This is a genomic window from Arthrobacter sp. 92, assembly GCF_050260325.1.
Taxonomy (GTDB): domain Bacteria; phylum Actinomycetota; class Actinomycetes; order Actinomycetales; family Micrococcaceae; genus Arthrobacter.
The window spans coordinates 431,524-449,250 of sequence record NZ_CP189863.1 but is presented as its reverse complement, the minus strand read 5'-3'; the positions used below and the strand labels follow the sequence as shown (position 1 = coordinate 449,250).

Annotated in this window: 15 protein-coding genes; 4 read left to right on the top strand and 11 right to left on the bottom strand. The window is 66.6% G+C overall.

Translation table 11 applies throughout. The features are described from left to right. Positions 1 to 3: 3 nt before the first annotated feature. Positions 4 to 1,059, top strand: coding sequence for a glycosyltransferase family 4 protein (locus tag ACP4XC_RS02080; protein ID WP_427173238.1), 1,056 nt, complete (start codon positions 4 to 6; stop codon positions 1,057 to 1,059). 16 nt (positions 1,060 to 1,075) lie between these two features. Here ACP4XC_RS02080 and ACP4XC_RS02075 read toward each other — a convergent pair whose 3' ends face one another. The 7 genes from ACP4XC_RS02075 to glyA all read right to left on the bottom strand — a co-directional run bounded on the left by ACP4XC_RS02075 (position 1,076) and on the right by glyA (position 10,052). Then, complete coding sequence (locus ACP4XC_RS02075) at positions 1,076 to 1,894, bottom strand: putative protein N(5)-glutamine methyltransferase (protein WP_427173237.1); 819 nt, start codon at positions 1,892 to 1,894, stop codon at positions 1,076 to 1,078. A 125-nt stretch (positions 1,895 to 2,019) separates the two neighbouring features. Beyond that, positions 2,020 to 3,393, bottom strand: coding sequence for an L-serine ammonia-lyase (locus tag ACP4XC_RS02070; protein ID WP_427173236.1), 1,374 nt, complete (start codon positions 3,391 to 3,393; stop codon positions 2,020 to 2,022). Continuing rightward, the gene (locus tag ACP4XC_RS02065) at positions 3,393 to 4,028 is read right to left on the bottom strand and encodes a sarcosine oxidase subunit gamma (RefSeq protein ID WP_427173235.1); all 636 of its coding nucleotides are present in this window, start codon (positions 4,026 to 4,028) and stop codon (positions 3,393 to 3,395) included. Before ACP4XC_RS02065 ends, ACP4XC_RS02070 begins: the two co-directional genes overlap by 1 nt. Next, positions 4,021 to 6,984, bottom strand: a complete 2,964-nt coding sequence (locus tag ACP4XC_RS02060) for a sarcosine oxidase subunit alpha family protein (RefSeq protein ID WP_427173234.1) — start codon at positions 6,982 to 6,984, stop codon at positions 4,021 to 4,023. The genes ACP4XC_RS02065 and ACP4XC_RS02060 overlap by 8 nt, the downstream gene beginning before the upstream one ends. Continuing rightward, on the bottom strand, positions 6,981 to 7,415 hold the full coding sequence (locus ACP4XC_RS02055; RefSeq protein ID WP_427173233.1) for a sarcosine oxidase subunit delta: 435 nt from the start codon (positions 7,413 to 7,415) through the stop codon (positions 6,981 to 6,983). Before ACP4XC_RS02055 ends, ACP4XC_RS02060 begins: the two co-directional genes overlap by 4 nt. A gap of 40 nt (positions 7,416 to 7,455) precedes the next feature. Beyond that, positions 7,456 to 8,676, bottom strand: coding sequence for a sarcosine oxidase subunit beta family protein (locus tag ACP4XC_RS02050; RefSeq protein ID WP_427173232.1), 1,221 nt, complete (start codon positions 8,674 to 8,676; stop codon positions 7,456 to 7,458). Then, positions 8,673 to 10,052 (bottom strand): serine hydroxymethyltransferase, encoded by a 1,380-nt coding sequence (glyA, locus tag ACP4XC_RS02045; protein WP_427173231.1) that lies wholly within the window; start codon positions 10,050 to 10,052, stop codon positions 8,673 to 8,675. Before glyA ends, ACP4XC_RS02050 begins: the two co-directional genes overlap by 4 nt. Before the next feature lie 176 nt (positions 10,053 to 10,228). Here glyA and ACP4XC_RS02040 point away from each other — a divergent pair, with 176 nt between their 5' ends. Continuing rightward, a complete protein-coding gene (locus tag ACP4XC_RS02040) occupies positions 10,229 to 10,900 on the top strand; it encodes a GntR family transcriptional regulator (protein WP_427173230.1) in 672 nt (223 codons plus the stop codon). Positions 10,901 to 11,379: 479 nt separating this feature from the next. Here the strand turns inward: ACP4XC_RS02040 and hxlA are convergent, their stop codons facing one another. Beyond that, on the bottom strand, positions 11,380 to 12,003 hold the full coding sequence (hxlA, locus tag ACP4XC_RS02035) for a 3-hexulose-6-phosphate synthase (protein ID WP_427173229.1): 624 nt from the start codon (positions 12,001 to 12,003) through the stop codon (positions 11,380 to 11,382). A 62-nt stretch (positions 12,004 to 12,065) separates the two neighbouring features. Then, positions 12,066 to 12,683 (bottom strand): 6-phospho-3-hexuloisomerase, encoded by a 618-nt coding sequence (gene hxlB, locus ACP4XC_RS02030; RefSeq protein WP_427173228.1) that lies wholly within the window; start codon positions 12,681 to 12,683, stop codon positions 12,066 to 12,068. A gap of 136 nt (positions 12,684 to 12,819) precedes the next feature. On the opposite strand from hxlB, the gene ACP4XC_RS02025 reads away from it, so the two are divergent. Beyond that, positions 12,820 to 14,127, top strand: coding sequence for a LuxR C-terminal-related transcriptional regulator (locus tag ACP4XC_RS02025; protein ID WP_427173227.1), 1,308 nt, complete (start codon positions 12,820 to 12,822; stop codon positions 14,125 to 14,127). Positions 14,128 to 14,322: 195 nt separating this feature from the next. Beyond that, on the top strand, positions 14,323 to 15,132 hold the full coding sequence (locus ACP4XC_RS02020) for an IclR family transcriptional regulator (RefSeq protein ID WP_427173226.1): 810 nt from the start codon (positions 14,323 to 14,325) through the stop codon (positions 15,130 to 15,132). Between the two features lie 60 nt (positions 15,133 to 15,192). On the opposite strand, the gene ACP4XC_RS02015 is transcribed toward ACP4XC_RS02020, so the two are convergent. Both ACP4XC_RS02015 and ACP4XC_RS02010 read right to left on the bottom strand, forming a co-directional pair. Continuing rightward, positions 15,193 to 16,329: an aromatic ring-hydroxylating oxygenase subunit alpha gene (locus tag ACP4XC_RS02015; RefSeq protein ID WP_427173225.1), complete on the bottom strand. Its 1,137-nt coding sequence runs from the start codon at positions 16,327 to 16,329 to the stop codon at positions 15,193 to 15,195. A gap of 92 nt (positions 16,330 to 16,421) precedes the next feature. Then, the gene (locus ACP4XC_RS02010) at positions 16,422 to 17,687 is read right to left on the bottom strand and encodes an NAD(P)/FAD-dependent oxidoreductase (protein ID WP_427173224.1); all 1,266 of its coding nucleotides are present in this window, start codon (positions 17,685 to 17,687) and stop codon (positions 16,422 to 16,424) included. Positions 17,688 to 17,727: the final 40 nt, after the last annotated feature.

The following is a 17,727-nucleotide window of genomic DNA, read 5'->3' as shown; positions in this document are numbered from 1 at the left end:
AAAATGCGCATAGGCCTGGTGGCACCACCCTGGATCCCCGTTCCCCCGCCGAGCTACGGCGGTACCGAGTCCGTGGTTCACACCCTCGCCACGGGGCTGGTGGAAGCAGGGCACGATGTTGTGCTCGCGGCTTCCAGCGACAGCACCTGCCCGGTCCCGAGGGTTTCCCGGATGGAGCCATCCACGGCCACGACCATGGACTCCGGACGGCAGGAGATCCTGCACGTCCTCCGGGCCTACGATGCAATGGTTGACGTGGACGTTGTGCATGACCACACCATCCTGGGCCCGCTCGCTCTCCGGTTGCCCCCGAACATCCCGCGCGCCACAACCCTGCACGGGCCCTTCGATGAGGAACTCACCCGGATTTACGGGGCGATGCGGCCGGGGACATCACTGGTGGCTATCTCGGAGCACCAGGCGTCCACCGCCCGCAATATCAAGATTGACGCCGTGATCCATCACGGCATTGACGTCCGGGACGTCCGCTACAGCCCTGCCCACCGGGGCGGAGCCTGCTTCCTGGGCCGCATGCACCCGAACAAGGGGCTGTTGCAGGCCATCATGGTGGCTCGGGAGGCCGGGATTCCGCTGCGGATCGGCGCCAAGATGCGCGAACCCTTCGAAGAGGACTATTTCCACGACGTCATCGAACCGCTGTTGGGACCCGACGTCGAATATCTCGGCGAACTTGCCGCGGCCGAGAAATATCAGCTGCTCGGCGAGTCCGTGGCCCTGCTGAATCCAATCCAGTGGTCGGAGCCGTTCGGGATGGTGATGATCGAGTCGCTGGCGACGGGCACTCCGGTAGTGGCCACCCGGCGGGGTTCAGCCCCGGAGATCATCCGGGACGGCGAAACGGGTTTCCTGGCGGACACGGTGACGGGGCTTGCCAGGGCGCTGCAGAGCTGTGAAGGCCTGGACCGATCAGCGTCCCGAAGGGACGCGGAGCAGCGTTTCAGCTCCCAGCGCATGGTGCGGGATTATGTCCGCTTCTACACCTCGCTGCTGGCACGGTCGCCCCGAACGGCCAGGGAGACCACCGCTGCCAGGTTCTGAACAGGGTCTTCCGAACCTACAGTGTCCCGATTGCCACCGTGGCATCCAGTTCCGGGTCGTTGGCCACCGTTGCCCGCAGGCCCGCGGTTGCCATCAGCCGCAGTGTCTGGTCCGCCTGCTCCCTGCTGGTCTCGATGAGCAGGTGGCCCTGGCGGGCCAGCCATTCCGGAGCGCCGGCAATCACCCTCCGCTGGACGTCCAGGCCGTCGTACCCGCCGTCCAGGCAGATCCTTGGTTCATGAAGCCGGGCTTCCGGAGGCATGGTTCGAATCGAGCCGGTGGGAACGTAGGGCGCGTTGACGGCGAGGATGTCAACCCGCCCGCGCAACGTTCCCGGGAGCGGCCCGTAAAGATCGCCTTCATGGACGTGCCCTCCCCGGGGCTCGATGTTCCTGCGGGCGCAACGCGCGGCCGCGGGTTCCACATCGGAGGCGTGCACCACCACTGCGTGCACGCTCGCCGCGATGGCGGCTCCAACCGCGCCCGATCCACAGCAGAGATCCACGACGACGGCGGGTGGGCGCACGGCGTCGTCGGGCTCGCCGGCCCCGTTGAGTAACGCGACCGCTTGGCGGACCAAAAGCCCTGTGCGGGCCCGCGGCACAAAAACGCCGGGGTCCACGGCTATGCGCAGCCCGCAGAACTCAGCCCATCCGAGCACGTGCTCAAGTGGCAGCCCGGCAATCCGGCGCTCCACCATTGACGTTAGCTCGGCCGGCGAGAGCGCAGCGGAGGCAAGCAGACGGGCCTCGTCCTCCGCATAGACGCAGCCGGCGGTCCGGAGCCGGCGGACCAACAGGGACCGGTCGCTCTCCTGTGAGGCGCGTTCTTCCAAGGCGTTCCCTTCCGGACCCTCGGGCGGCTGGGTACGTTCTGGCGGGATCGTTGACATCGGAAATGCCCGTCGCTTTGGTGGCCTACGGTGGAAACGCCATGATATCGAAGAGTGCCTTCAGCCGCTCAGCACTCGATCACATTCACGGCGAGGCCCCCTCGGGACGTTTCCTTGTATTTGGTCTTCATGTCCGCTCCTGTCTCGCGCATGGTTTTGATGGCTTTATCCAGGGACACCTTGTGGCTGCCGTCCCCGTGCAGGGCGAGACGGGCCGCGTTGATGGCCTTGACGCTCGCGATGGCGTTGCGTTCGATGCACGGGATCTGGACCAGGCCGCCCACGGGATCGCAGGTCAGCCCGAGGTTGTGTTCGATGCCCACTTCGGCGGCGTTCTCCACCTGTTCGGGGGTGCCTCCCAGGACTTCGCAAAGCCCGGCCGCGGCCATGGAGCAGGCCGAACCCACTTCGCCCTGGCAGCCCACTTCCGCACCGGAGATGGAGGCGTTGATCTTGAACAGGATTCCGACGGCGGCCGCGGCCAGCAGGAAGCGGACCACACCGTCGTCGTCGGCCCCTGGAACAAACTTGGCGTAGTAGTGCAGCACCGCCGGCACAATCCCGGCCGCACCATTCGTCGGGGCGGTGACGATCCGCCCGCCGGCAGCGTTTTCCTCGTTGACGGCCAAGGCAAAGAGGTTCACCCATTCCATGGCCCGGAGCGGATCGGTCATGCCGGTGTCCGCGGTCAGGGTTTTGAATAACGACGGCGCGCGGCGCCGGACGTTCAGCCCGCCGGGAAGGATCCCTTCCGCGGCGCAGCCGTTGTCCACGCATTCGCGCATGACGGCCCAGAGTTTCAGCAGCTCCTCGCGGAGCTCCGCTTCGCTGCGCCAGGTGAGTTCGTTGGCGAGCATGACCTCGGAGATGGACATGCCTTCGCGCTTGCAGATCGCGAGGAGTTCGTCGGCCGTGGTGAAGGGGTACGCCAGGATGGTGTCGTCCGCCACTACTTTGTCTCCGGCGTCGGCGTCCCCGTCAACCACGAAGCCGCCACCAATGGAATAGAAGCTCCGTTCGCTGAGGACGGCGCCCTTGTGGTCCAGCGCGCGGAAGGTCATGCCGTTGGGGTGGGCGGGCAGGGATTTGCGGCGGTGCAGCACCACGTCCTCGTCCCAGTTGAAGTCCACCCGGTGGTCCCCGCCGATCCGGAGTTCGGCGTCGAGCGCGGCGGCGGCGGCCTGGTCGTCCGCGGTGGAGGTGTCCACCGTTTCCGGGTCCAGGCCCTGGAGCCCGAGCACCACGGCTTTGTCGGAGCCGTGGCCCCTGCCGGTGGCGCCGAGCGATCCGAACAGTTCGGCCTGGACCCGCACGGTGGCGCTCAGGTGGCCGTCACTTTTGAGCCCGTCGGCGAACAGTTTCGCCGCCCGCATCGGGCCGACCGTGTGTGAGGACGAGGGCCCGATGCCAACGGAGAAGAGGTCCAGGGCGCTCAGCGCCATCAGGGCACCTCGGGGGAGGCGTATTCCCTCATGGCGTCCAGGAGCCAGCGGCCCAGGAAGTCCGCGAACGAAGCCCGCGGGAACAGCCGGAAGCTGTCCTCGCCGCTCTTGTGCAGGACCACGGGGATGTTGCCCACTTCGGTGCTCAGGGCTGTTCCCGGGGTGATGCTGCGGGGGTGCAGGTCCACGGCGCAGCCCTTCTCCAGGACGGCGCGGGCGCGCGGGCCGGAGAGCTCGAACGTGGTGCGGTTGGCGGAGAGGTCCACCACCTGGCCCGGGGCGTCGCCCAGGGCCGCCGTGAGGGCGCCGATCAGGTCGCCGCCCAGGGAGTCGTGGGCTTCCTCAGGTGCCACCACCAGGAACTCGGCCGGTCCGAGCCAGAGGACGCTGACGCTGCCCGAGCCGCCCACTTCGCCGCACCGCGCCGGCAGGCCGCCTGCAACGGATGCGATCCGTGCGCCCTGCTCGGAGCGGGGGTCCACGCGGATCCCCGCCATGGTCTGGAACGGGCCCTCTTTGAGGACTATGGTTCCCTCGACGGAGCCAGCTTCCAGGGCGGCGGCCAGGTGGGAGGCGGGGCTTCGGCGGATGTCCCGGAGTCCATTGATGCCTTCGAGTGCTGCTGTGTTAGCCATCTTTGCGGGTCCCTTCGGGGTCAAAAAGTACGGTTTCTGCGATGACGACATCAACGAGCTGGTCTCCGGCTGCGGCCACGAGGGTCTCGCCGATGCGGTTGCGGCCGTTCTTGATCAGTGCCAGCCCGAACGAGCGGCCCAGGGCGGCGCTGTGGTAGCTCGAGGTCACGAAGCCCTGCATGGGGACCGGACCGTAGGCGGGGTTGGTGGTGATGCCCTTTTCCACGAGCTGGGTTCCTTCGGGCAGGCGCAGCGTGCCGTCCACGGGAAGGACGCTGACCAGGTGCTTGCGGTCCTCGCGGCTGGCGTCGGTCCGGGCGTAAGAGCGCTTGCCGATGAATTCCTTGGCTTTGGAGACCACCCACCCCATTCCCGCGTCCTGCGGGGTGACGGTGCCGTCGGTGTCCTGGCCCACGATCGGGTAGCCTTTTTCGGCGCGGAGCACGTGCATGGTTTCGGTGCCGTACGGGGTGATGTTGAATTCGGCCCCGGCGGTTGCGACGGCTTCCCAGGTGTTCAGCCCATACCAGGACGGCACGTTGATTTCGTAGGCCAGTTCGCCGGAGAACGAGATCCGGCAGATCCGGGCCTGCACGCCGGAGGCGAGGGTGGTTTCGCGGAACGTCATGAACGGGAAGGCTTCCGCCTCCAGCCCGCCGCCGGCGGCCAGTTGCGGGGCGACCTTGGCCAGCACCGCACGGGATTTGGGCCCGACAACCGCAATGGTGGACCACTGCTCCGTCACCGAGGTGCAGTGGACGTCCAGCTCAGGCCATTCGGTCTGCAGCCATTCCTCCAGCCAGTCCAGCACCTTGGCAGCGCCGCCGGTGGTGGTGGTCATGAAGAACCGGTCCTCGTCCAGGCGCAGGGTCACGCCGTCGTCGAAAATCATGCCGTCGGCCATGCACATCACGCCGTAGCGGGCGGATCCCGGGGCGAGTTTCTTGAACGCGTTGGTGTAGATCCGGTTGAGGAACTCACCGGCGTCCTTGCCGCGGATTTCGATCTTGCCCAGCGTGGTGGCGTCCATGAAACCCACGGACTCGCGGACGGCGGCGCATTCGCGCAGCACGGCGGTATCCATGTCCTCCCCGTCCTGCGGGTAGTACCAGGGGCGCTTCCACTGCCCCACATCTTCGAACAATGCGCCCTTGGCAACGTGCCACGGGTGAATCGAGGTGACGCGGGCGGGGTCGAACAGTTCGCCGCGCTGGCGTCCGGCGAGGGCGGCAAACGCCACCGGGGTGAACGGTGCCCGGTACGTGGTGGTGCCGATGTCGCCGATGCCGCGGGACGCTTCGCCTGCCGAACGGAGCGCGGCGGCGATGACGCCGATCGCGTTGACGCCGGAGGTTTTGCCCTGGTCGTTGGCGGTGCTGATGGAGGTGTAGCGCTTGATGTGCTCCACGGAGCGCATGCCGGCTCCGGTGGACCGCAGCACGTCAGCCACGGACTGGTCGCGCTGGAAGTCCACGAAGTGGTGGTGCCAGTCATCCGGCGTGCCCTGCTGGCCCGGGACCAGCCACAGCTGGCGCGTGACGGCGGAGGCCTTGGGCTCGCCAAGGAGTGACGGTTTGGTTTCCGAGGCGAATCCTGCGGCGATGGCCGCCGCGGCCCCGGCGGAGATGCCCTCGGCCAGGCAGTCCCCGAGGTCGAAGCTGCCGCGGCCCGAGCCGATGGTCTGCTGGTTCGGGACCACGGTGCCCGGCACGAAAGCGGCGAGCTCATCGTCCCAGCGCAGCTTGCCCTGGCGCTGGGAGTGCAAGTGCACCAGCGGGCTCCAGCCGCCGGAGACGGCCAGCAGGTCGCAGGCGATCTCTTCGACGCCGGAGGTGAGCTCGCCGTCGTCGTTGATGCTGCGGACGGTGACGCTGGTCAGCCGGCCGTCGCCGGATGTCCCGTCGCCGGACCCGGCAGCGGCGGTGTTCGCCACCGCGCTGCCGATCAGCACCCGGGTGCCGGATTCGACGGCGGCGGCAGCCACCTCAGAGAGGCGGGGGCGGGCGTCCACGACGGCGGCCACCTTGACGCCGGCGGCGCGGAGGTCCCGGGCCAGGGCGTATGCGCTGTCGTTGGTGGTGCTGATGAGAACGCGCTGGCCGGCGGCAACAGCGTAGCGGTTGAGGTAGGTGCGGACTGCCGAAGCCAGCATGATGCCCGGGCGGTCGTTGTTCTCGAACACCAGCGGCCGTTCGTGGGCACCGGGGGCAAGCACCACCTGGGTAGCACGGATGTGCCAGATACGCTGGCGGGAGACACCGGGCGCGGCCGGGCTGGACAGGTGGTCCGTGCGGTTCTGGACCGCGACGACGTAGTTGGCATCGTAGGCGCCGAAGGCGGTGGTGCGGTTCAGCACGGTGCATTCGGCCGCGGAAACGAGTTCGGCCTCCACGTCCGCGACCCACTCCAGGGCAGGCTTGCCTTCAATGGTCTCCGCCAGGTCGGGGGCGGTGGAGCCGGACAGGAGCGTGCCGCCCAGTTCGGGCTGGTCATCCAGCAGCATCACGCGGGCGCCGGTTCGGACGGCTTCGCGGGCGGCGGCCAGGCCGGCGGGGCCACCGCCGATCACCAGGACGTCGGTGTGCACGAACTTCTTGTCATACTCGGCGCGGTCATCTTCCGGGTCCAGGCGGCCCAGGCCATTGAGCAGGTCCGCCTTCAGGCCGTCCACCAGGGTGACGGTGGTGGCGGGGAGCATGGACTCGGCCACGTGGCCCGGGAACCGTGCCTCCACCCGGACCAGCGCGTTGGATTCCTCCACACCTGCGGACATGATGCCGCGGGGCCGGTCCTCGTAAAGCGAGTTGCCGGCAGCGATCCGGCCGTTGGCGAGCAGGGCCGAAGCGAGCGTGTCGCCGGGGTGGCCCGTGAATTCCTCGCCGTCCACGGTGAAACGCCACGAAATGCTGCGGTCGATGCGTCCGCCGGCGGCGAGGCGGGCGTTCTGGGAAGTCACTTGGTTGCTCCTTCCGGGGCGGTGGTGCTGGAGGCGGTGCTGGTTGGAGAAATGCTGGTTGCGGAGGTGCTCGGGCCGGACGTGCCGGTGGTGGTGCTGTCAGCGGCGGTGCTGGCAGTGCCTGAGTCCGGGGCGTTCGCGGCCGCGGTTACCGAGGCAGCTCCCGGACGGGGGGCGCCCATCGGGTAGACGGCCTGGATGTCGTACGTGACCGTGTCGCGGAGCATGTTGAACCACTGGCGGCAGCCGGTGCTGTGGAGCCAGCGTTCGGCGAATGTGCCTTTGGTGTTGTCGCGGTAGAACAGGAACTCGGCCCATTCGCGGTCGGTCAGCTCGTTCGGGTTCTCCGGGTAGGCCACGTGGGCCTGGCCGCCATAGTGGAACTCGGTCTCGTCGCGCGAGCCGCAGTTGGGGCATGAGATAAGCAGCATGTGCGTCTTCTTTCTATGAGTGCAGGGTCGCTGACGGCCGCTAGTGGGCCACGGCGGCGGCGCCGTGTTCGTCGATCAGGGCCCCGGTTTCAAAGCGTTCCAGCGCAAACGGCTTGTTCAGCTTGTGCGGGGTGCCCGTGGCGATGGTGTGGGCGAACGTGAGTCCGGCAGCCGGGGTGGCCTTGAAGCCGCCGGTGCCCCAGCCGCAGTTCACGAACATGTTCTCCACCGGGGTCGTGCCCACGATCGGCGAGGCATCCAGCGTGGTGTCCACGATCCCGCCCCAGGTCCGGAGCACGTGCGCCCGGGCGAAGATGGGAAAGAGTTCCACGGCGGCGGCCATCTGGTTCTCGATCACGTGGAAGGAGCCGCGCTGGCCGTAGCCGTTGTAGGAGTCCACGCCGGCGCCCATCACCAGTTCGCCCTTGTGCGCCTGGGAGACATAGACGTGCACGTGGTTGGACATCACCACGGTGGGGTGGACCGGCTCGTGCAGTTCGGACACCAGGGCCTGGAGCGGGTGGGACTGGATGGGGAGCCGGAAGCCGGCCATTTCCGCCAGGACCGAGCTGTGTCCGGCGGCTGCGAGCCCCACCTTTTCGGTGTTGATGGTGCCGCGGTTGGTCTTGACGCCCACCACGCGGTTGCCGTCCTTCACGAAGCCTGTGACTTCGCAGTTCTGGATGATGTCCACGCCGAGCTCGTCGCACTTGCGGGCGAAGGCCCAGGCCACGTGGTCGTGCTTGGCGATGCCCGCACGCGGCTGGTAGGTGGCGCCCATGACCGGGTAGCGGATGTTGTCGCTGATGTTCAGGATGGGGCAAAGTTCCTTGACCTGGTCCGGCTCCAGCCATTCCGCGTCCACGCCGTTGAGCTTGTTGGCTCCCACGCGGCGGATGCTCTCGCGGACATCGCCCAGGGTGTGGGCGAGGTTCATGACGCCGCGCTGGCTGAACAGGAAGTCGTACTCGAGCTCCTCGGGCAGGATTTCCCACAGCTTCAGGGCGTGCTCGTAGATGGCCGCGCTCTCGTCCCAGAGGTAGTTGGAACGGATGATGGTGGTGTTCCGGGCCATGTTCCCGCCCGCCAGCCAGCCCTTTTCCAGGATGGCGATATTGGTCATCCCATGGTTCTTGGCCAGGAAGTAGGCCGTGGCGAGGCCGTGCCCGCCGCCGCCAACAATCACGGCGTCATAGGAAGACTTGGGCTCGGGGTTCCGCCACAGGAAATCCGGGTGCTCCGGAAGCTGGTCCGCGCTCACTGTGCTGCTCCAATCATTGCTGTATCGAAGGCGGCAATGTCGTCGCCGCTGAGGTCCTGGGAAAGATGCGGGTAAAGGGGGAATTGTTCGGCGAGGGCGCTCACACGGGCGCGGAGTTCGACGGCGGTGTCCTCGTTGAGCGAGCCACCAGCGGTTTCGGCGGCGGCGTTAGTGCCAGCACCCGCGGAGGCGATGAGCGCCGTGGCGATGATGTCCGCAACTTCAGCGAATTCCACGGCACCGAAGCCACGGGTGGCAAGGGCCGGCGTTCCGATCCTGAGGCCGGAGGAAACCATTGGCGGCCGGGGGTCGAACGGCACTGCGTTCCGGTTGACCGTGATGCCGATCCGGTGCAAGGCGTCTTCGGCCTGCTGCCCGTCGAGTTCAGAGTTCCGGAGGTCCACCAGGACCAGGTGCACGTCTGTGCCGCCGTTGACCACGGAGATCCCGGCGGCCGCCACGTCATCGCGGAGCAGACGCTCAGCAAGCAGCTTGGATCCCTGCAGGACGCGTTTCTGGCGCTCCTTGAATTCCGGGGTGCCCGCCAGCCTGAAGGCCACGGCCTTGGCGGCGATGACGTGCTCCAGCGGGCCGCCCTGCTGGCCAGGGAACACGGCGCTGTTGATCTTGCGGGCGTATTCCTCCTTGGCCAGGATCACGCCGCCGCGGGGACCGCCGAGGGTTTTGTGTGTGGTGGTGGTGACCACGTCGGCGTACGGCACCGGGTTGGGATGCAGTCCTGCTGCCACCAGGCCCGCGAAGTGGGCCATGTCCACCATCAGGTAGGCGCCCACGAAGTCGGCGATGCGGCGGAACTCGGCGAAGTCCAACTGGCGGGAGTACGCCGACCAGCCGGCAACAATCAGTTTCGGACGGTGCTCCAGCGCCAGGGCCTCCACCTCCGCCATGTCCACCAGGTGGCTGTCCTCGCTGACGTGGTACGGGACCACGTTGTACAGCTTGCCGGAGAAGTTGATGCGCATGCCGTGGGTGAGGTGGCCGCCGTGCGCCAAGGCCAGTCCCATGATGGTGTCGCCCGGTTCCAGGAGGGCGAACATGGCCGCTGCGTTGGCTTGTGCGCCGGAGTGCGGCTGGACGTTGGCGAACTCGGCACCGAAGAGGGCCTTCACGCGGTCGATGGCGAGCTGCTCGATCACGTCCACGTGCTCGCAGCCGCCGTAGTAGCGCTTGCCCGGGTAGCCCTCGGCGTACTTATTGGTCAGCACCGAGCCCTGTGCCTCCATGACTGCGGAGGGGGCGAAATTCTCCGATGCGATCATTTCCAAGGTGGACTGCTGGCGGCCCAGCTCATTGGCAATCGCCTGCTGGACCTCGGGATCGACTACGGAAAGTCGCTCGTTCAACTGCTCAACCACGGATGCTCCTTTGAAATACCACTATTGCTATGACTGATATATCAGTGTGAGGTCAATGGTATGATTGGGATCACAAGGGAGTCAATAGCAGGAAGCAAACTGGCATCGAGCTTCCGGTTGCAACCCCATGACGATGAGTGGCCAGGAACTTTAGTAGTGATGAACGGAGCGGCACCTTGAATGCACTTCCTGCCCTGCCACCCGCCGAGGACGAGGTACTGTCCCAGGCGGAGGCCGCCTACCGGCAGCTGCGCGACAAGCTGATCATGCTGGAGATCAGACCGGGCGAACCCATCAATGACGGTCAGCTGGCGGCCGAGCTGGGGTTTGGCCGCACCCCCGTGCGCGAAGCGATCAAGCGGCTGGAGGTGGACCACCTGGTGGTTTCCTACCCGCGACGGGGAACCTTCGCGACCAACGTGGATTTTACCGAACTGGCTGACGTCTCGGAGGTCCGGGAGCTGCTGGAGCCGCTTGCGGCGCGTAGCGCGGCCACGAGGGCAAGCGCCGCCATGCGCCGCGAACTGCTGCACGTCGCCGAGACCATCGCGCAGCTGGATCCCAACCCCGGAGAGTCCCGCGACCTCATGCGCTACGACCTGACCGTGCACCGGCTGATCTACAAGGCAGCAGCCAACCCCCACCTGGAAGACACCTTGATCCGCTACGACAACCTGGCCACCCGCATCTGGTGCCTGGTCCTGGACAAGGTGCCGTCGGTGAGCGGCCACATCACCGAGCACGTCGAGCTGCTCAAGGCCGTGGCCGCGGGAGACGCCGACAAGGCAGGGGAGCTGGCCCTGCACCACGTCACGAGCTTCGAAGAAACCATCCGCAAGGTGCTCTGACCAGCGGCCGCATATCGGCGGTCCGCAGCGAGGTCCGCAGCGACGGCTGCCGTGAATGCACGCCCCGAGATCAGGTCACGCGTTGGGGCGCCTGGACCTAGCCGTTTTTCTTCCAGCGCTTTGGCCATCTGATGTTGAACAACAACAATCCGAGGAGGAGGGCGTCGATGGTTATGATGCCCGCCATGAGGTAGGCCCAGCCGATCAACATGGGTGGCTCACCGCCCATCTGCGGCACGAGCACAGGGCGGACATCGATGATCGCATATCAATCTCCTGACGTGGATCCCCCCAGTCAATCGATAGTCCACCAAGTGTGGCACGGCGGCGGCCCTGACGGAACGGCCCGCACTACTCGAATTATGCCGCTCTGACGTGCAGGTAGGCGCACCGAACACTGGCGAGGCCAGCGATAGCGGCCGACGCCGTCTGCGGCTAAGTCGGTGCGCCGCATCATCTGCCGCACCAGCGACGGCTTGCTAGATGATTGCCGCCCGCAGCTGCTTGGCGGCGAGGGCCGGATCGTCCGCGCTGTAGATGGAACCGCCCACGACGGCGACGTCCGCACCGGCACGCTGCACGGCTTCGATGGTGGAGAGATTCACGCCGCCGGCCACGGAGAACGGCACGCGGGCTTCCTCGCCGGCGCTGAGCAGCCTGGCCAGGTTATAGCCCGGTTTGGCTTGCTCGTCGAGGCCGGCGTGGAACTCGATGAACTTGGCACCCAGGGCACGCGCTTCCTTGGCGCGGGTCACTTTGTCCGCAACGCCGATCAGGTCAACAACGATGCCCTTGTTGTGGGCCTTCGCTGCCTTGACCGCCCCGGCAATGGTGGAATCGTCGGCGCAGCCGAGGACGGATACCAGGTCCGCACCGGCGCTAAAGGCGATCTCCGCTTCCAGTTCACCGGCGTCCATGGTCTTCAGGTCAGCGAAAACGATCTTGTCCGGGTGGGCGGTCTTGACTGCGGTCACGGCGGACAGGCCGGCGTTTTTCACCAGCGGAGTGCCGAGTTCGATGATGTCCACGTACTCGGCAACCTTGCCTGCCAGCTCAAGGGCGGCTTCGACGGTCAGGACATCCATGGCGACTTGCAGTTTCACGTGCGGTCTCTTTTCTGGTTGGGGTTGTGATCCATGAAAATTCGGTCTTGCTCAAGTGCGGCTTATTCGAGGTTCGCGTGGCGCTGCCAGAGTTCCTCCGCGGCCGCTGCATCCTCGTCCCAAAGGCTTTGGAACACGGCTTCCGTGGTAGTGAACAGCACCTGTTCGAAGAGGCTGCCCGAATACTGCCGGGACACCGCCGAGCCATGGTCCGTCTTTTGGGCGGCCGGAATAAGTACGACGGCGGCGGCACCTGCCGCCAGCGGGGAACCTGTGTTGGCGGTGTAGGCAACCACACGCGCGCCCTGGGCGGCAGCGGTTTCCGCCGCCTTGACGACGCCGGCGGTGGTGCCGGAACCGGAAGCGGCCAGCAACAGGTCGCCGGGGCGGATGGCCGGCGTCGTCGTTTCACCAACGACATGAACCGCCAGCCCCAGGTGCATGAGCCGCATGGCCGCCATCTTCAGGACCAGCCCGCTGCGACCGGCACCGGAGACGAAGATCCTGCGGGCCAGACGGAGCTCGGTCGCGAGTGCCGCCACCTGGGCCGGATCAATGCGTCCGGATACTTCGCTGATCTCGTCCCGGACCAGAACCAGGTTCCGGCCAAAGGCCCGGGACATATCGGCCAGACTCTCATTGGCCGGCGCGGGCGGGTCGGTTTCTGTAATGGCGCTCATGGGCTGGTACCTCCTTCACGAAAGTTGCTGCCTATTCATCCTCGCCCGCCGGTTGGGCGGGTCCAACGCCATCGTCGGGCGGTCTTGACTACCCAAAAGGATAGGAAGGCGTGTGAACGGTCCGTACACTGGGCAGGTGGAATCTCCCGATCTGGCCCTGCTCGAAGCCGTTGCCGCACTATCCACGTCTCCGCTGACGGGCATCGCGCAGCGGCTGCGGGAGGCCACCATCCCGTACGTGGGATGCAGCGCCCTTGTCATCTTCACCAAGGACTGCACGGGCCGGCCGCAGAAGAAAGCCGGCAGTGAGTCGATCATCAGCCGGGTGTCCATCGCCGAACTCGACCACATCCGGGCTTCGCTCTCCGGCGCAACGAAGCCCGGTGCAAGTGCCCTGGCCCCGGGTGATGCGTGGCAGGGCGAAGCGGTGCTCGGCGGGCAGACACGTCCGGTCCTTGCCTTGTCTTCACCGTGCAATGCGCTGCTGGTCCTCGCCGATCCGCAGCATCCTGCAGAAATGGCAGGCCCCGCCGACCGCGAAGCGGCAGGGCGCATGCTCCGCTACCTGTGGGCGCTGGCAGCCGAGCGGATCCGGGAGAAGGTGGCGGACGCGCCGCCGTCGTACTTGATCGAATCCCGCGCGGCATCGGCCGAGCGGGTCAGGGTGACCGCCGAACTGGTGGACCAGCACTCCACCACCCTCGAAACGCTCCTTGCCGCGCTGCGGTCGCCCGCGCTGGCCGACGACGCCGCGCGGAGGTCCGCCACCGACGTCGCCGCCAGGGCGCTCGTGGGACTGCGCACGCTCAGCGACCGCACCACCGAACTTGTGGAAGAGCCCGTGGCCACCGCGTTCCAGCGCCTCCGCGAGGACCTGAAACCGCTGATGAACTTCAGCGGCATCGACGTCCAGTTCATCGAGCCTCCGGTTAATGGCAGGGCGCTGCCCGGCGAGGTGGCCCACGCGGCGCGGGCCTTGGTCCGCGGGCTGGTGCTGGCCATGATGGACCAAACCGGGGTGCGCCGGATCCGCACCCAGTGGGATTGTGACGGCGAAAACCTCCTGGTCAACGTCCGCGACGACGGACCCGGCGAACTCTCCCCTGCCGCACCGAACATGGTCCGCCTCGCCCAGCGCGTCGAGGCCCTGGACGGCAGCATGACGTTGGACGTGATGGCAGGCTGGGGCGCCGACGTCGCCATCTCACTCCCCCTCGACCCGCCCGCCCGTCAACTGGCCGACGTCTCCGGCTGGAAGCTCGGCGAGCGCGAACTCGAGGTCCTCCAGTTGCTTGCCGCGGGCCAGCGCAACCGCGCCATCGGTGCGAATCTGCACATCAGCGAGAACACCGTGAAGTTCCATCTCCGGAACATCTACCGGAAGGTGGGCGCATCCTCCCGCGCCGAGGCGATCGCCATGGCACACAGCAACGGCGTGCGTTAGGTCAGCTCAGGCCATCGAAGGCTATCCCGTGGATAACCAGGGCCGTTCCGGCACCGATGCCCAGGCGCTTAACGCAATACCGTCTCCCGCCCACCCCACGGCATAGGATCGAAAGTGTGCAACTAACCGAGAGGTCGCTCCAGGCGGCCTTGTGGCGGGTAAGCAAGCCGCAGAAACTACTTGAGAGTATGGATCATGGCTTCGAAGAATGGCCCCGAATCCGACGTCGATGCCGACGCGGGCCAGCACGGCGGCGTCCAGTCAGTGGACCGGGCCCTTGCGGTCCTGGAGATCCTGGCCAGAGACGGCCACGCGGGCGTGAGCGATATCGCCGAGGAGATGGGGATCCACAAGTCCACCGTCTCCCGACTCCTTGGTTCGCTGGTAAGCAGGGAAATGGTCCACCAGAACAGCGAGCGCGGCAAGTACCAGCTGGGCTTCGGCATCCTGAGGCTGGCCAGCTCAATCCCCGGACGGCTCAGCCTAGTGCGTGAAGCCCGGCCAGTGATTGAAAGCCTGGCGGAGGAATTCAAGGAGACGGTGAACCTCGCCGTCCTGCGCTCCAACTACGCCGTGAACGTGGACCAGGCCATGGGCCCCTCCACGCTCGCCACGTACGACTGGGTGGGCAGCCTGACCCCGCTCCATGCGACGTCGAGCGGGAAAGTCCTGCTGGCTGCGCTGTCCGCGGACGACCGCGACCGCATCCTGAAGGAGACCGGCCTGCCGGCCCGGACGCCCCGGACCATCACTGACCGGAACACCCTCGAAACCCAGCTCCTCGACGTCGCCCGCGACGGCTACGGCGTGGTCCGCGAAGAGTTCGAAATCGGCCTCAACTCGATGTCCGTGCCGGTGTACAACCACGTGGGCGTGGTGATCGGGGCCGTGAGCATCTCCGGTCCGGCCTTCCGTTTTGATCCGGAAACAGCTCCGGGCCTCCTCGAAGCGCTGAAGCAAGCCGGCCTGGAGATCAGCGCAAAGATGGGGTACACCGGGCGTTAAACGCCAAACCGGTGGCTGGGCCGGTCGAAGAGTTCGACCAGCCCAACCACCGGTTGGGGATCAGGCGCGCGGAGTGACGTCCCCCACCTTTTCCTGCACCCAGTCGTGGAAGGCGCCGATGTGGTGCTCGCTCGGCACCAGGACCCCTCCCTTGGCGTAGACCTTCGAGCCCATGGCCGGCTGGCACCGCTCGCAGGCGTCGAAGTCCTGCTGGTTGACGCGGTGGAAGAGTTCCACCGAGGCGCTGACGTCCTTGCCGCTTTCCACGACGCTGGGCACGTACAGCCAGTCGCACTCCACAATCGTGTGGTCCGCAGCCATCGGGAACATGCGGTGGATGATCACGTGGTCCGGGACAAGGTTCACGAACACCGTGGGCTTGATGGTGATGGCGTAATAGCGGCGGTCCTGGTCCTCCTCGATGCCCGGAATCAGGTCGAGCCCTTCTGAGCCGTCGATGGTGAATCCCTTGATATCGTCGCCGAACTCGGCGCCGTGACCCACGAAATACTGGGCGGCCAGGCCGTCGGCAAACTCAGGCAGCACCTCGGTGAGTTCCGGGTGGATTGTGGCGCAGTGGTAGCACTCCATGAAGTTCTCGATGATGAGCTTCCAGTTGGCCTTGACGTCGTAGCGGATGCGACGGCCAACGCTGAGGTTGGCCACGTCGTAGCCTTCGATGGCCTTCAGGTTGCCAAGCCGTTCCTCGATGGCCCCCATGACGTCCTCTTCGAACGACGGCGGCACGTCCGCAAGGCACACCCACACGTAGCCCAGGTATTCGCGGATGTTGACCTTCACCAGGCCGTATTCGTCCCGGTCGATGTCCGGCATCTTCGTCAGGTTGGGCGCCGCGATGAGCTTGCCCTCGAAGTCGTAGGTCCAGGCGTGGTAGGGACACTGGAAGGAGCGTGCCGCTTCTCCCTGTTCTTCCATGCAGAGCTTGACGCCCCGGTGCCGGCACACGTTGTAGAAGGCGCGGATGCCGCCCTTGCGGGTGCGACTGATCAGCACGCTTTCGCGGCCCACCTGCACGGTCCGCCAGGCGCCGGGCTTGTCCAGGTCCGAGGAGCGGATGGCGCAGAACCACATCTGCTCGAAGATCCGTTCCTGCTCTGCCCGGAATACGGCATCATCCACGTACGCGTAGCCAGGCAGCGTGGGAATCAGACTCGGTGTAGATACCTCAACAGACAATTTGTCCTCCTAACGAACAACAGATCAACAACAACAAAATCGGAGTTCCGGGCAGGGCCGGGCTTTTGGGACCGGTTCCTGGGCCAGGGGATCTAACCCACGACGGCGGCGCCCGCCAGCGCGGAGGCGTCCGAACAGGCAGCCTGTTTGGCCGCCCTGCCCGGCGGAGGGACAGCGGCCGGCGGCTGGGCAGGTGCCGGGATCCATGCGGCAAGGCTCCGCCGCCACTTGGTGAACAACCGCGGCTGGTTCATGCCGAGGACCGCCACCGGGATGTCCCCGCGGTAGTACACGGCAAGGCAACTGTGCGTGAGGGCGTCGCCGGCTTCGATCTCCAGCCGGTCGTACCCCGCCGAGTGGCCAGCGAACTGCAGCTTCACGCCGTACTGGTCGGACCAGAAGTAGTGCGGCCTTGCCGGCTTCGGCGCGGCGTCAGCGTCCAGCAGCGCCTCAACGGCCAGGGCTGCACGCTCCAAAGCGCCGGTCCAGTGCTCGATCCGGCGATGCGCCCCGGCGGACTCGTCGAACCAGGCGGCGCAGTCCCCTACCGCCACGATGCCCGGAACGTTCGTCCGGCCCATGGCGTCGCACAGGACACCGCCGCGCAGCTCCAGGCCTGAACCCTCAAGCCACCCGGTGTTGGGCTCCGCTCCGATGCCAACCACCACCACGTCGGCGGGAACGTAGCGTCCGCCGGCCAGCCGGATTCCGGTCACGTTGCCTTCGCTGCTGTAGAAGTCCTCTATAACGGCGGAGGAAATGAGCTCCACCCCATTGGCCGCGTGGAGTCCGGCCACCACACCGCCCATCTCCGTGCCCAGCTGTGCGGCGAACGGTACGGGCTTGGTGTCGATCATGGTGACCTCCATGCCCCGCGAAGCCGCAGCTGAGGCCACTTCGGCGCCGATGAAGCCTGCGCCGATCACGGCCATCCTGCTTCCGGGCACCAGCTCGGGGGCCAGGCTCTGCGCATCCGCGAGCGTGCGCAGCGTGAAGACATTGCTCAGTCCGGCCAGCGTGGGCAGCTTCCGGGCACTCGCGCCGGTGGAAATTACAATGCCGTCCGCCTGCACAGTGCGGCCGTCCTTCAGGCGGATGGTCCGCGAAGCGGCGTCCAAAGAAGCAGCTGCAGAACCCAGCACCCATTCAGCGCCCAGCTCATCGGCATCGGCCTCCAAGAACAGGTCGTCCGCCGTGACCGTACCGAGCAGGAAGTCCTTGGACAGCGGAGGCCGGTCGTAGGGACGGTGCGGTTCATCGCCAATGATGACCAGCTGCCCGGTGAAACCTTGGGCGCGGGCCGCCCGGGCGGCGGAAAGCCCCGCCAGGGAGGCTCCCACAATCGCAAGCGTCTGCATCTCAGCACCCTCTTTCAATTGCTTCTTACGCAACAACAAT

What these genes read in the sequence shown, in the direction of transcription:
- ACP4XC_RS02065 (WP_427173235.1), bottom strand. Translation starts at nt 4,028, where the DNA reads ATGGCTAACACAGCAGCACTCGAAGGCATCAATGGACTCCGGGACATC.
- ACP4XC_RS02020 (WP_427173226.1), top strand. Translation starts at nt 14,323, where the DNA reads ATGGCTTCGAAGAATGGCCCCGAATCCGACGTCGATGCCGACGCGGGC.
- ACP4XC_RS02070 (WP_427173236.1), bottom strand. Translation starts at nt 3,393, where the DNA reads ATGGCGCTGAGCGCCCTGGACCTCTTCTCCGTTGGCATCGGGCCCTCG.
- ACP4XC_RS02010 (WP_427173224.1), bottom strand. Translation starts at nt 17,687, where the DNA reads ATGCAGACGCTTGCGATTGTGGGAGCCTCCCTGGCGGGGCTTTCCGCC.
- ACP4XC_RS02080 (WP_427173238.1), top strand. Translation starts at nt 4, where the DNA reads ATGCGCATAGGCCTGGTGGCACCACCCTGGATCCCCGTTCCCCCGCCG.
- hxlB (WP_427173228.1), bottom strand. Translation starts at nt 12,683, where the DNA reads ATGAGCGCCATTACAGAAACCGACCCGCCCGCGCCGGCCAATGAGAGT.
- ACP4XC_RS02055 (WP_427173233.1), bottom strand. Translation starts at nt 7,415, where the DNA reads ATGCTGCTTATCTCATGCCCCAACTGCGGCTCGCGCGACGAGACCGAG.